The 13185-nt window shown below is 40.9% G+C and carries 12 protein-coding genes; 5 read left to right on the top strand and 7 right to left on the bottom strand.

The features are described 5' to 3' along the window. Positions 1-184: 184 nt before the first annotated feature. From pyc to glsA, 4 genes are all read right to left on the bottom strand, one after another. A complete protein-coding gene (gene pyc, locus M2369_RS10500; RefSeq protein ID WP_144665342.1) occupies positions 185-3631 on the bottom strand; it encodes a pyruvate carboxylase in 3447 nt (1148 codons plus the stop codon). Between the two features lie 79 nt (positions 3632-3710). Beyond that, entirely contained in the window at positions 3711-4922 is a 1212-nt protein-coding gene (gene ftsW, locus M2369_RS10495; protein ID WP_259254156.1) for a putative lipid II flippase FtsW, read from the bottom strand. Positions 4923-5132: 210 nt separating this feature from the next. Beyond that, positions 5133-5414: an Fpa/YlaN family protein gene (locus M2369_RS10490; RefSeq protein ID WP_003212509.1), complete on the bottom strand. Its 282-nt coding sequence runs from the start codon at positions 5412-5414 to the stop codon at positions 5133-5135. Positions 5415-5536: 122 nt separating this feature from the next. Further along, a complete protein-coding gene (gene glsA / locus M2369_RS10485; RefSeq protein ID WP_019743436.1) occupies positions 5537-6466 on the bottom strand; it encodes a glutaminase A in 930 nt (309 codons plus the stop codon). A gap of 120 nt (positions 6467-6586) precedes the next feature. Between glsA and M2369_RS10480 the strand changes: the two genes are divergently transcribed. Continuing rightward, entirely contained in the window at positions 6587-7069 is a 483-nt protein-coding gene (locus M2369_RS10480) for a peptidyl-prolyl cis-trans isomerase (RefSeq protein ID WP_259254155.1), read from the top strand. Between the two features lie 15 nt (positions 7070-7084). On the opposite strand, the gene M2369_RS10475 is transcribed toward M2369_RS10480, so the two are convergent. Beyond that, positions 7085-8407, bottom strand: coding sequence for a PhoH family protein (locus M2369_RS10475; RefSeq protein WP_259254357.1), 1323 nt, complete (start codon positions 8405-8407; stop codon positions 7085-7087). 140 nt (positions 8408-8547) lie between these two features. On the opposite strand from M2369_RS10475, the gene M2369_RS10470 reads away from it, so the two are divergent. Together M2369_RS10470 and M2369_RS10465 are read left to right on the top strand one after the other, a co-directional pair. Continuing rightward, on the top strand, positions 8548-9165 hold the full coding sequence (locus M2369_RS10470) for a YhcN/YlaJ family sporulation lipoprotein (protein ID WP_039168625.1): 618 nt from the start codon (positions 8548-8550) through the stop codon (positions 9163-9165). A 309-nt stretch (positions 9166-9474) separates the two neighbouring features. Further along, a complete protein-coding gene (locus M2369_RS10465) occupies positions 9475-9705 on the top strand; it encodes a YlaI family protein (RefSeq protein WP_008345063.1) in 231 nt (76 codons plus the stop codon). Between the two features lie 29 nt (positions 9706-9734). Here M2369_RS10465 and M2369_RS10460 read toward each other — a convergent pair whose 3' ends face one another. Together M2369_RS10460 and typA are read right to left on the bottom strand one after the other, a co-directional pair. Further along, positions 9735-10016, bottom strand: coding sequence for a YlaH-like family protein (locus M2369_RS10460; protein ID WP_045034298.1), 282 nt, complete (start codon positions 10014-10016; stop codon positions 9735-9737). A gap of 96 nt (positions 10017-10112) precedes the next feature. Then, complete coding sequence (gene typA / locus M2369_RS10455) at positions 10113-11951, bottom strand: translational GTPase TypA (RefSeq protein WP_012009833.1); 1839 nt, start codon at positions 11949-11951, stop codon at positions 10113-10115. Between the two features lie 113 nt (positions 11952-12064). Here typA and M2369_RS10450 point away from each other — a divergent pair, with 113 nt between their 5' ends. Next, positions 12065-12244: a DUF5325 family protein gene (locus M2369_RS10450; protein ID WP_003211596.1), complete on the top strand. Its 180-nt coding sequence runs from the start codon at positions 12065-12067 to the stop codon at positions 12242-12244. 273 nt (positions 12245-12517) lie between these two features. After that, on the top strand, positions 12518-13153 hold the full coding sequence (locus M2369_RS10445; protein ID WP_072367717.1) for a hypothetical protein: 636 nt from the start codon (positions 12518-12520) through the stop codon (positions 13151-13153). The last annotated feature ends 32 nt before the right edge of the window (positions 13154-13185 follow it).

Genomic DNA, 13185 nt, shown 5'->3' with positions numbered 1-13185 from the left:
AAATGCTCTTTATTTTAGCCCTTTGTCTTCTTTTCAGCGTGATAGAAAGCCCTTGAAGTCTAGGAAGAACGAGTACTGGAGCGGAGCGAATGTGACATTCGTGAGCACCAGCACGCAGGACTGACAAAGAATGCAAGGGTTTGTCTACACGCTGAGACACATCGCAGTGGATGTGTCTCACTCATTATTCAGGCTTTAAGACAATCAACAGATCTCCAGTTTGAATCCCTTCTCCATTCGTGACATGAATTTCATCCACGATTGCTGAGAACGGTGCTTGTACCGTCGTTTCCATTTTCATCGCTTCATTGATCATCAAGTGCTCACCTTGAGAAATTTTCTGTCCTTTTTCAACAAGCACTTTGATCACAGTGCCTGGCATCGATGCGGCAATGTGATTTGGATTTGAGCGATCTGCCTTCATTTTTTCTTGAACGGAGGATTTGATGCTTTCATCCTTAATGACCACTTCACGCGGCTGTCCATTCAATTCAAAGTAAAGCACTCTTGTAGCGTCCGGATTCGGTTCTCCAATCGACACGAGTTTGACAATGAGGGTTTTCCCTTTTTCAATTTCTACCTCAATTTCTTCACCAAGTCTCATCCCGTAGAAGAAGGTTGGTGTGTCAAGAACAGAGATGTCTCCATAGCTTTCTGCTGTTTGAACAAATTCAGAAAAGACTTTCGGGTATAAAGCATATGCAATGGCATCTTGTTCTGTCAGCGTCAGATCATGTGATTCTTTGAACTGCTTTTTGATTTCTTCAAAGTCCACAGGCTTCAGTTTCTCACCCGGTCTGACAGTAAGCGGCTCCTCCCCTTTTAAAATCAGCTTTTGCAGCTTTTCTGGGAATCCGCCATGAGGCTGCCCTAAATAACCTTTAAACAATTCAACAACCGAATCTGGGAAATCCAGTGTTGCTCCTTTTTCATAGACATCCTCTTCTGTCAGATCGTTTTGCACCATATAAAGTGCCATATCTCCGACCACTTTAGAAGACGGTGTTACCTTCACGATATCACCAAACATGTCATTTACACGTCTGTACATTTCTTTTACTTCATTCCAGCGTTCGCCAAGGCCGACCCCTTTCGCCTGCTGCTGCAGGTTACTATACTGACCGCCAGGCATTTCATGCTCATAAATTTCTGTATGCGGTGAATTCATTCCGCTTTCAAACTCATGATAATATTTTCTGACGGAATCCCAATATTGAGAAAGACGTTCAACCGCTTGAACATTCATTTCTGGCTTTCTTTCATGTCCGTCTAGAGCATAATATAATGAGCTCGCACTTGGTTGTGATGTGAGCCCCGCCATAGAGCTGACTGCAACATCAACAATATCAACACCTGCATCAATCGCTCTTGCATAGGTGAAGAGTCCATTTCCACTCGTATCGTGTGTATGAAGATGGATTGGAATCGTGAGCTCGTCTTTTAGAGCCGATACAAGCTCATAAGCCGCTTGCGGTTTTAATAATCCCGCCATATCTTTAATGCCTAAAATATGAGCGCCTGCGGATTCAAGCTCCTTCGCAAGAGAGACATAATATTTCAAATCATATTTCGGACGTGATGGATCAAGAATATCACCTGTATAACAAATCGCTGCCTCTGCCACTTTGCCTGATTCACGAACAGAATCAATGGCAAGCGTCATACCTTTGACCCAGTTTAGACTGTCGAAAATACGGAAAACGTCAATGCCTGCCTCTGCCGATTCCTTTACAAATGCTTTAATCACATTATCCGCATAGTTTGTATATCCGACAGCGTTTGATGATCTTAATAGCATTTGGAACAAAGTGTTTGGCACTTCTTGACGAAGCTCTTTCAATCTTTCCCAAGGATCTTCTTTCAAGAAACGATATGCCACATCAAATGTAGCACCGCCCCACATTTCCATACTGAATAACTCTGGCCATAAACCTGCTGTTGGCTGCGCAACTTTCTTTAAGTCGTGTGTTCTAAAGCGTGTTGCAAGCAGCGATTGATGCGCGTCTCTAAAGGTTGTATCTGTTAAGAGTACACCGCTTTGCTCTTTCACCCAATTGGCGAGCCCCTCAGGTCCATGCTTGTCTAACAATTGTTTTGTTCCAGAAGGTATCGTTTCATGGACAGCAAGTTTCGGCACATTTGGTTGATCAAAATGAGGCTTCTTATTTTCCGAAATACCAGGGAACCCATTAATGGTAACGTTACCAATATAAGTAAGCATTTTCGTTCCGCGGTCTTTTTGCTTAGGGAAGTTAAATAGCTCAGGTGTTGAATCAATAAACGATGTATCATATTCCCCTCTTAGAAACTTCTCGTGCTTTGCGACGTTTTCAAGAAACGGGATATTTGTTTTAATGCCACGAATCCTGAATTCTTGTAAATTTCGGACCATTTTAGCCGCAGCTTGATCAAATGTAAGTGCCCAAGTTGACAGCTTGACCAACAGTGAATCGTAATAAGGTGTAATCACCGCACCTTGGAAGCTGTTCCCTGTATCAAGACGTACACCAAAACCACCGCCTGAACGGTAAGCCATGATTTTTCCTGTATCTGGCATAAAATCATTCAAAGGATCTTCTGTTGTGACCCTTGATTGAATGGCAAATCCATGTGTAAAGATATCTTCTTGTTTTGGTATCCCGACTTCTTTGCTGTGAAGGTCATGTCCTTTTGCGACAAGAATTTGGGTTTGGACGATATCGACACCTGTGATCATTTCTGTGATCGTGTGTTCCACCTGGACCCTAGGATTGACTTCAATAAAATAAAACTCCCCATTTGCCACTAGGAATTCTACAGTCCCTGCATTGATATACGATACATTCTGGGCCAGCTGAACAGCCGCTTCACAGATATCTTCACGTAATTGATTAGAAAGAGACACACTTGGCGCAACCTCAATGACTTTTTGATGACGCCTTTGAACAGAGCAGTCACGCTCGTATAAATGAATGATATTGCCGTGATTGTCTCCAATCACCTGCACTTCAATATGTTTCGGATTTTCAATCAGCTTTTCAACGTATACTTCGTCATTTCCAAAAGCCGCTTTCGCCTCTGACTTTGCACGGTCATAGGCTTCGTTCAGCTCCTCTTTTGATCTGACAATCCGCATACCTCGGCCGCCGCCTCCAAGTGAAGCTTTAATAATAAACGGGTAACCGTATTCTTCACCGAATTTTTCGACTTCTTTGACCGAATCAACTGGCCCGTCACTTCCTGGAATGACTGGAATCCCAGCTTTTTTCGCTTCATCTCTCGCTTTTACTTTATCTCCAAACATATCTAAATGTTGAGAAGTTGGGCCGATGAATTGGATGCCTTCCTCTTCGCATCGTCTTGCAAAATGAATGTTTTCAGATAAAAATCCGTATCCTGGATGAATCGCATCCACGTCATTTCGTTTTGCAATTTCGATGATCCCCTCGATATCAAGGTAGGCATCAATCGGCTTTTTCCCTTCTCCAACTAGATATGCTTCATCGGCTTTATAGCGATGATAAGAGCCCGAGTCTTCTTTGGAGTAAATGGCCACTGTACGTAAGTTGAGCTCCGTACAGGCCCTAAAGACTCTGATAGCGATTTCCCCTCTGTTTGCAACTAGAACCTTTTGAATTGTTCTCTGTGACATTCTCACTCCTCCATATCCCTTAAAATTTTATATGTACTCTATAATAAAGGAAGAAATGAAAACTGTACACTTTTGTTTTCTAAAGATTCAAAGTTTTCTGCAATCCATTTTTTTGAAGCGATGGTTTGCTGATTGATTTTTTCTTTTTATAACGCTCTTTATATTCAGTGAACATGCTGATATTCAGCAATATTCCCATACATCCACTCAGTAAAATGATAGAGGATCCCCCGTAGCTGATAAACGGAAGTGTGACCCCAGTGATCGGAATGAGACCTGAAACACCGCCCAAATTAATACACGTTTGGATGGCAATCATTGAAGAAATTCCTATTGCAAGCAAACTTCCAAACGGATCTTCACACTTTCTCGCAATGTAAAAACCTTTCACAACAATAAAGCCAAGGAGAGCAAGGACAAAAAATACACCGAAAAAACCAAGCTCTTCCGAGATAATTGCCATGATAAAATCTGTATGCGGTTCTGGAAGGTATCCATACTTTTGTACACTCTCTCCAAGACCAAGCCCAAAAAAGCCGCCTGATCCAATCGCATAATATGAATTAATCAATTGATGCCCAGAAGCGCCTGCGTCTTTAAATGGGTCTTGGAAACTCTCAAAACGTCCAAGACGATTCTGCGTAAAAATTTTATCCCAAAAAAGAATAATAAACGGTGTCACAACAACCATCACCGCACTAAATAAAGCGAGCAGCTTGGCCAGCGTTTTACCGCTAAACCCTGAGCATAAAATCATCGCAAGGGCAATCATACCAATGATAAAAGCTGTCCCATAGTCTGGCTGCAAAATAATAAATCCGCATAGGATGGAGACAACCACAATTGGAGGTGTAACCCCTCTTAAAATATGGTCAATATAATGCTGCTTCTTTGCATAGACAGCAGCAAGATAAATGATGACAACGATCTTCACGAATTCCGCTGGCTGAAGACTAAAAGGCCCAAATTTGATCCAGCTTCTAGCATTCCCTGCAATGTGACCGCCAAAGTACACATAGATGAGAGAAAACACAGATAGCAAAAGCATCACAATTTGGAATCTTTTATTTAAGAGCAGCTGATACGGAATGAGGGCTGTAAAAATCAAGATGACCGACCCGACAATCATAAATAAAAGCTGTTTCTTGAAAAAATTATCTGGCGCAGCATCATATCTGATCACAGATGTAATCATACTTGAGCTATACACCATCACCAAGCCGAATGCGCTAATTAATATAATGGCGAACAATAATGAGTAGTCATACGATTTTAGCATTCTCTTTAACATATAATCCTCTTCCTAACGTCTATTTCTACTGCTTGATATTCTCTTCTCTTAGCTGTTCTTATTCTACTACATTTTCTCCGTTTGATCCCGTTTTACCTCTTTATATTGTTCGTCTTTCATGAGACAATCAAGTCCGTTGGGCATCAATCAAAATAAAAAGGCGGACAAAAAAACTCAAACTTATGTTGTGGAAGTTTGAGTTTTCAATCATTATTTTTTTGTGAACGCATCATGAAGTGCGGATAGTTCTCTCTCAAGTTTATCGAGTAGTTTTTTGCCTTCATGTTGATCAACTAATCCAAGCCGGACAGCGAAATCAATTTCTCTCGATAATCCGAACATTTGAGTATCTAAAACCTCTTCATAAAGAGGACATTGCGGCATCGTTAAGTTGTCCATTTGCACTTGGATCAATTTTAAAATTTTATCTGCATCCAATTTTAATAAAGCCAGTGCTTTTTGCCGATGATCGACTAAAATTTCTGACGCCAAAAGTATCCCTCCGTTCCCCAGGCGAGTACCTAATTCTTCTATTTATCATAAAGCGAAACGCCCAAAATTGCAAGCAGATTTGTACAGTTCGCTCTGTAAAAATAAAAAGAAGCCATTCGTCATTAAAAGATACTCATCTCATATTTTTCACTCATGAGCTCAAGCAGCTTAATACCCGCAATACTATTCCCTTTTTCATCCAAAGCAGGCCCGAATATACCTATCCCAAAGTCGTATGGCGCCGCCCCCATAATTCCGCCTGAAACACCACTTTTAGCAGGGATTCCGATATTGATCGCAAATTCCCCGCTCGCATTGTACATACCGCATGTGACCATAAACGTTTTACAAATTCTAGCAACATCTTTCGAAAGGATTTGCTTTCCTGTCTCTGGATGCCTGCCATCTAATGAAAAAACACACGCGATCTTCGCCAAATCCAGGCTATTCATCATGACGGCGCACTGCTTCGTATAGACATCCATCACCTCTTCTACATTCCCTTTAATGATATGATATTGCTTCATATAATAGCACATTGCGCGGTTAATCATTGATGTTTCAAATTCGGATGCAGCGGTTTCTTTGCAATATGTAATGGTGGTGTCATTGGCAAGCTCTCTAATAAAACCAAGCAGCCGGTTCAGCTGATCTTGCGGCGTTGCCCCTCTTATTAAACTTGTAACGGCAAGTGCTCCTGCATTAATCATTGGATTAAGCGGCTTATTGGGGCTTGCAGTCTCTAGTTTAATCATCGAATTAAACGGGTCGCCAGTCGGTTCTTGTCCAACATATTGAAACACTTTTTTCGGTCCTTCTTCTGAGAGCACGAGCGCCAGGGCTAATACTTTTGAAATACTTTGCAGGGTGAATCGTTTATCAACATCTCCCGCTGAGTGGCACGTATTACTCACATGATAAACAGCGACAGATAAATCCGATTGATCCGCTTTACCGAGTGCCGGAATATAGGATGCTACCTTTCCATTTTTGGCCACCTTTTTTGCCTCTTCTACAAATCGCTGAAGCTCTTCATTGTCACGACATGCCATGCCCAAAATCCTCCCTATTTTTCGTCTAATCGTAGTGTGTACAAGGAGGTGCATGTTTATGAAAGTGACAAAGCGGGCGAAAACTTCTATAATTTATGTTGGAAAGGGGTTGTCTTGAACATGAGCATTATTCAAATCAAGGGGAACGTACAATACAAGATCACCATTGATCCGAGTGTATGGATTTTTGATGACCGTAAATTTTTAATGGATTCATTTTTTGAGAAAAGTGAAGCAAGCGAAGAGCAGCAGCTCGATCAGGAGCTCGATCAAGAGCGGGTCATAAGAGAAGGTCAAACACTTCCACCCACATTAAAAACAGAGAAAAAGTACGAAAAAGAAAGACTTGTCACAGGCAGCTTCGGGATGAAACTTGGCGACATGATAAAAAATGCAGAACCGCTCGAACAAGCGGAGACGTGTGAATTTGTCACAGAAACAGAAACAATTGCTGTTCCGCTCTCTAAGGCGATGGATAGCATTGCCCATTTCAGCCAAAATGGAAAGCCTATAACAGAAGAAGGACCAATCCACGTATATTTCGAGGATCAGTCCAACATCACTCAGCCGATTAAAGGCGTCAAAGAGTTAATCATTACATAAGATGACGGGTCTGGACTATAATAAATCAGCTGCAAGCTGTGCAAGTCCAGACCTTTCTCCTTTGACAAGCTTGACATGTCCAGATATTTGCTGCCCTTTGAAACGCTCAATGACATATGTGAGCCCATTATTTAAGCTGTCTAAATAAGGGTGATCTATCTGCTCTGGGTCCCCCATGAGCACAATTTTACTTCCCTCACCAACCCGCGTTAATAATGTTTTTACTTCGTGTTTTGTTAAATTTTGCGCCTCATCGATAATGATAAATTGATCAGGGATACTTCTCCCGCGAATATACGTTAAAGCTTCCACTTGAATTGAACCGATGCCCGCTAGTATCGCATCGAGTTCACCAGGTTTTTTTGTGTTAAATAAAAATTCTAGGTTGTCATAAATCGGCTGCATCCACGGTCTGAGTTTCTCTTCTTTTTCGCCTGGCAAATACCCTAAGTCCTTACCAACAGGAACTATGGAGCGGGCCACGATGAGCTTTTTAAACATGCCGAGGTCCTCTGTCTGCATTAATCCAGCAGCAAGTGCAAGCAGTGTCTTTCCTGTTCCCGCTTTTCCGATAAGTGTCACAAGCGGAATATCGCGGCGTAAAAGTAACTCAAGCGCCATCGTTTGCTGGACATTTTTTGGGCGAATTCCCCAAATATGTTCTTGGTCATAAATAAGCCGTTTCACATGCTCTGCTTTTTGATCAAGCATCCCCAAAGCAGAACCACCTTCATTTCCCTTCATAATGATAAATTGATGAGGGTTTAATGGCGCCTGGGTGACTTCTTTTATCGGTAACTGATTTTGCTTATAAAATGTATTCAGCTGCTCAGTCGGAATATAGAGCTCGTGATAGCCGTTATCAATGTCTTCATTTTGTAGCACTCGATCGCTTAAGAAATCCTCTGCTTGCAGACCAATGGCATCCGCCTTTACTCGCACTAGGACATCTTTGCTGACCAAAATAACAGGCCGGCCATCCGGTTTTGTTTCTTCCTCTAAGCTCAAATTCTTCGCAACAGCCAAAATCCGGTTATCGTTTGTTTTTTCGATGAAAATTTCTTGAAGTTCATGGAAAGAGCGATGATTCAGCTCAATACGCAGCGTTCCTTTTGACTCCAGCGTAATTTTTTCATGCAGTCTCCCTTTCGATCTCAACCCGTCGATTAAACGTGAGACACGTCGTGCATTTTGCCCAACCTCGTCCATATATCTTTTTTTCGAGTCTACTTCTTCTAACACTACGGCCGGAATCACGACCTCGTTGTCTTCAAATGAAAAGATTGAATTCGGATCCTGTAATAACACATTTGTGTCTAATACATAAATTTTACTCAGGTCCTTCGCCTCCTGATCGGGGTTTCATTCATCCTTGTCTTTCCAAAAACGATTGTTAAAATATATGTTTTCATGAATAAAGTTAGAAGGTTAATTCAACAATAAAATAAATCATGCAGTTTGTGAAGGAGGGAATACACATGCGACTATTTTTGACGTTATTCATGGTTCAAACCATTCTTTTATTAGGCGCTTGCCAGCATCAAGAGAAGCCTTTGGCACAAGAACATCAAGACGGAAACAAGCATTTAGTAAGAGTATCAGACTCATCCAAGAAAAACACTGACAAAGCCCGCCCATCAACAGATGTGGCAAAGCACCTAGTGAATGTGACTGAGCATGTAGCAGATGTAAATGACGCAACAGCGATCGTCATCGGCAAGTATGCTGTCGTCGGCATTGATGTAAAAGATGATTTAGATAGAAGCAAAGTTGAAACCATTAAATATTCAGTCGCCAAAGCACTGAAAAATGACCCAGAAGGTGCGAATGCTGTTGTCGTCGCTGACCCTGATACAGTGAGCCGTTTAAAGGAAATGGGCAAAGAAATACAAGCTGGCAGGCCAGTAAGTGGAATTATGGACGAATTAGCAGCTATTGTGGGCCGTGTTATGCCAGAAATGCCTCGAAATGAAATCGACCGTAACGAAATAGATCCGACAAATGATCCGAATCATCAGCTCAAACAACAAGATCAAAAGCAATTAGAAAAAAACCAAAATGATCAATCAAACCATCATATGAATCAGAAGAAATAATGAGAACGGCTTATATCTATTGTGATATAATCATCAGATTGTTGACAAAGGGCTAAAATGAACTTTATTTTGGCTCTTTGTCTTCTTTTCAGCGTGATAGAAAACCTTTGCAGCCCTAGGAAGGACGAGCATCGGCGCGGAGCGAATTTGACATTCGTGAGCACCGAAGCGCAGGACTGACACCGAATGCGAGGGTTTGTCTACACGCTGCGGCTTATATCTCTTGTGATATAAGCCTTTTTTATGCTGATTTTAAGTGGCTCAAAAAACATGCTATAATGAAGGCATGACCAAAGTGAGGTGAAAATGATGAGAGTGAAGTGCTCATTATGTGAAAAGCTTGAAACCATTAATGATGATACACTTGTTGCTAAACGGTTAAGAAATCGACCGATTCATACATATATGTGCGATGACTGCCAGGAAAGAATTAAAGTAAAGACAGAGGCACGCATCAAAACTGGCAGATTCTCTCTTTATCAAGATCCTGCGACGAAAGAGAAAAAGAAGAAAAAAGGAAAAAAAGAACAGAAGACGTAAAAAAGACCTGACACAAGTTCAGGTCTTTTTTACGTACTTACTGTTCCTTCTTTTTTCGCACGATGCAGCCGTATTTTATAAATAATCAAAATGACAGCTGCCACAACCAGGCCTTCTGCGACTGGCAAGAAGATACCTAGAAATGTGAGAAACGTGCAGCCAAAAATCAAAAACAAATAAATGACAAGTGCTTTTAAAATCGGTAAACGTCTAGCAAAGCCGAGTTTAAAAACAATAATCGCTAAAACAAGGATGGTGCCATATAAGAGCCACATCCCTGTTTGCGGATTTTCATCGACACGAAACAGCATCGCGAAAAAGGATAGATTCTCACTTACTTCCTGATCATTCAAAAAGATTCCCTCCCCTTATCTTTCAGGGTTCTATCTTTTTAATTCTTCATGGAATTACGATAATCCTGCTAGCTTTTTCTTCTTCGCTGCTTTCTCACGTTCGTTTTTATCTAAAATTTTCTTTCTTAAACGGATAGATTCCGGTGTAACCTCACAGTATTCGTCTTCATTTAAGTACTCAAGAGATTCCTCAAGTGACATAATACGTGGTTTTTTCATACTAACCGTTTGATCTTTTGTCGCTGAACGTACGTTTGTTTGTTGTTTCATACGGCTCACGTTGACAACAAGATCGTTTTCACGGTTATGCTCACCAACAATCATTCCTTGGTATACTTCAACACCCGGCTCAACGAAAATCACACCGCGCTCTTCAACGCCTTGGATTCCGTAAGCAGTTGCTTTACCTGTTTCCATTGAAACAAGTACACCTTGACGGCGTCCGCCAACTTGACCAGACTGCATCGGCTGGTAGCTGTCAAACGTATGGTTCAAAATACCAAAACCACGAGTTAATGAAAGAAATTCAGTTGTATATCCGATTAAACCACGTGATGGCACTGTAAAGATCAGGCGAACTTGACCATTACCATTATTGATCATGTCAATCATTTCACCTTTTCTTGCGCCCATTGATTCCATGATAGAGCCAGTGTGCTCTTCTGGTACATCAATTTGAACGCGCTCAACAGGCTCACATCGAACACCGTCAACTTCTTTTACAATAACTTCTGGCTTCGATACTTGCAGTTCAAATCCTTCACGTCTCATATTCTCAATCAGAATGGATAAGTGAAGCTCACCGCGTCCTGATACGACCCAAGCATCAGGTGAATCCGTTGGATCTACACGAAGACTTACGTCTGTTTGAAGCTGCTGTTCTAAACGCTCTTCAATTTTACGTGATGTCACGTACTTTCCTTCACGGCCTGCAAATGGGCTGTTATTCACAACAAATGTCATTTGAAGTGTCGGCTCATCAATACGAAGGATCGGCAAAGCCTCTTGGTGTTCTACCGGGCAGACTGTTTCACCTACGTTGATGTCTTCCATACCAGATACTGCGACAAGATCTCCAGCTTTCGCTTCATTGATTTCCACTCGTTTTAACCCTTGGAAACCAAAAATCTTCGTCACGCGGAATTGTTTTACACTGCCATCCACTTTCATTAGAGCAACTTGCTGTCCTACTTGCATCGTTCCTCTAAATACACGGCCAATTCCAATTCTTCCAACATAATCATTGTAATCAAGTAGCGCCACTTGGAATTGAAGCGGCTCTTCATGGTTGTCGACTGGGCATGGGATATGGTTGACAATCGCTTCAAACAACGATTCCATGTTTTCATCTTGCTTACTAGCATCGTTACTTGCTGTACCATTGATTGCTGATGCATATACAACTGGGAATTCAAGCTGTTCTTCTGTTGCATCCAATTCAATGAACAAGTCAATGACTTCATCGACTACTTCAGCTGGACGAGCAAAGTCACGGTCAATTTTATTGACAACAACAATTGGTGTTAAGTTTTGCTCAAGTGCTTTTTTTAGCACGAATCGTGTTTGAGGCATACAACCTTCATATGCATCCACAACGAGAAGTACACCATCTACCATTTTCATGATACGCTCAACTTCACCACCGAAATCGGCGTGTCCTGGTGTATCTAAAATATTAATGCGTGTATCTTTATAATGGATCGCAGTATTTTTAGCTAAGATCGTAATACCGCGCTCTCGCTCTAAATCATTTGAATCCATGGCTCTCTCAGCGATATTTTCATTCGCACGGAAAGTACCAGCTTGATGGAGCAATTGGTCAACAAGCGTCGTTTTACCATGGTCAACGTGGGCAATAATTGCGATGTTGCGAAGGTCTTTTCGAAGTTTCACATTTTCATCTCCTAAAATAATTAGATAACTTTCATATTATATCACAATCCCCTTTAAATGCCGATCGTTTTTCTGTAAACTTATATTAACTCTAAAAAAAGGGATGGAGACAAATGAAACAAATCAAATGGCTTCTATTATTATGTGCATTACTTGCGGTTGTCAGTATGGCGTTTATTGGGGTAACTCTTGCAGAAAAAAACGTGCTGGGTATTTGTCTAAGTATTGTGTTCGCCATGATTTTCATGGGTACAGGATTTACATTAAAACGAAAATTAAACGTACAATCATAAAATTTATGAAAAGCCTTTTACATTTTACATGTAGAAGGCTTTTATTTTGGGTAAAAACAAGACCAACCACCTATGTAATCCTAATGATTCAACTAAAAAATTCATATAGTGTTGGCAAATCTAAGCAATCTGAACTCTTCCATTTTTCGACAAGAACTTTTATAGTTCTCCAAAATCAAACACAAAGTTACATTTTTCCTATTCTTCCACAAAGTTTCTCATGGTATGCTGTTCTTGCAACAAAATTTAACAGAAAAGGGAGAGAAAAGAAGCATGAAGAAGTTTTTGAGCAAATCGCTCAGCTCTGTTGTATTTTTCGCTTTAGCTATCATTTTTACTTTCACAACAGTAGCTCCTGGGCAAGCAAGTGCTGCAACTTTCAAAGGGATTCCTTTTGAGCAGCAACAAATTATTAAAGAATTATTGGAGAAAAACGAGCGTGTTATCAACATTCTCATCAATTCATTTGTTGAGGAAGACAACAACTACACATTTGATGTGAAAAAAGCTGTTGAGCTCGGTTTGACTGAAGAAGAAGCGGCGACTGCTGAGAAATTCTTAGATCGCGCAGCTGTTCTTACAATCGTTTTCAGTGAAAGCATCTCTAAAAACGAAAAAGGGAAATTGGTTTTTGATGCAGCGAAAGCTGTTGAACTTGGTCTAACTAAAGAAGAAGCAACTAAATTCGAAAAGCTTTTCAAATCAGTGATCAGAATTGCTGATCTTGCTGGTGATGCACTTGTTCTAGACAAAAAAGGAAACGTTGTAATTGATTCTAAAATCGCTAAAGGTCTTGGATTCAGCTCTACTGAATTACTTGTTTTCAACCAATTGCTTAAGAAAATTCCTCAAGAGCAATTAAAAACATTCTATGATGCAGTTCAAATTGCTAAAGAAAAATTGAACTGAGCTCAAAAACCCCCATCCGGTTCATCCAGATG

This window comes from Bacillus sp. JUb11 (assembly GCF_024807925.1).
Classification (GTDB): Bacteria; Bacillota; Bacilli; order Bacillales; family Bacillaceae; genus Bacillus; species Bacillus altitudinis.
Note: the sequence above shows the minus strand (reverse complement) of the source record. Positions and strands in the feature narration are given on the sequence as shown.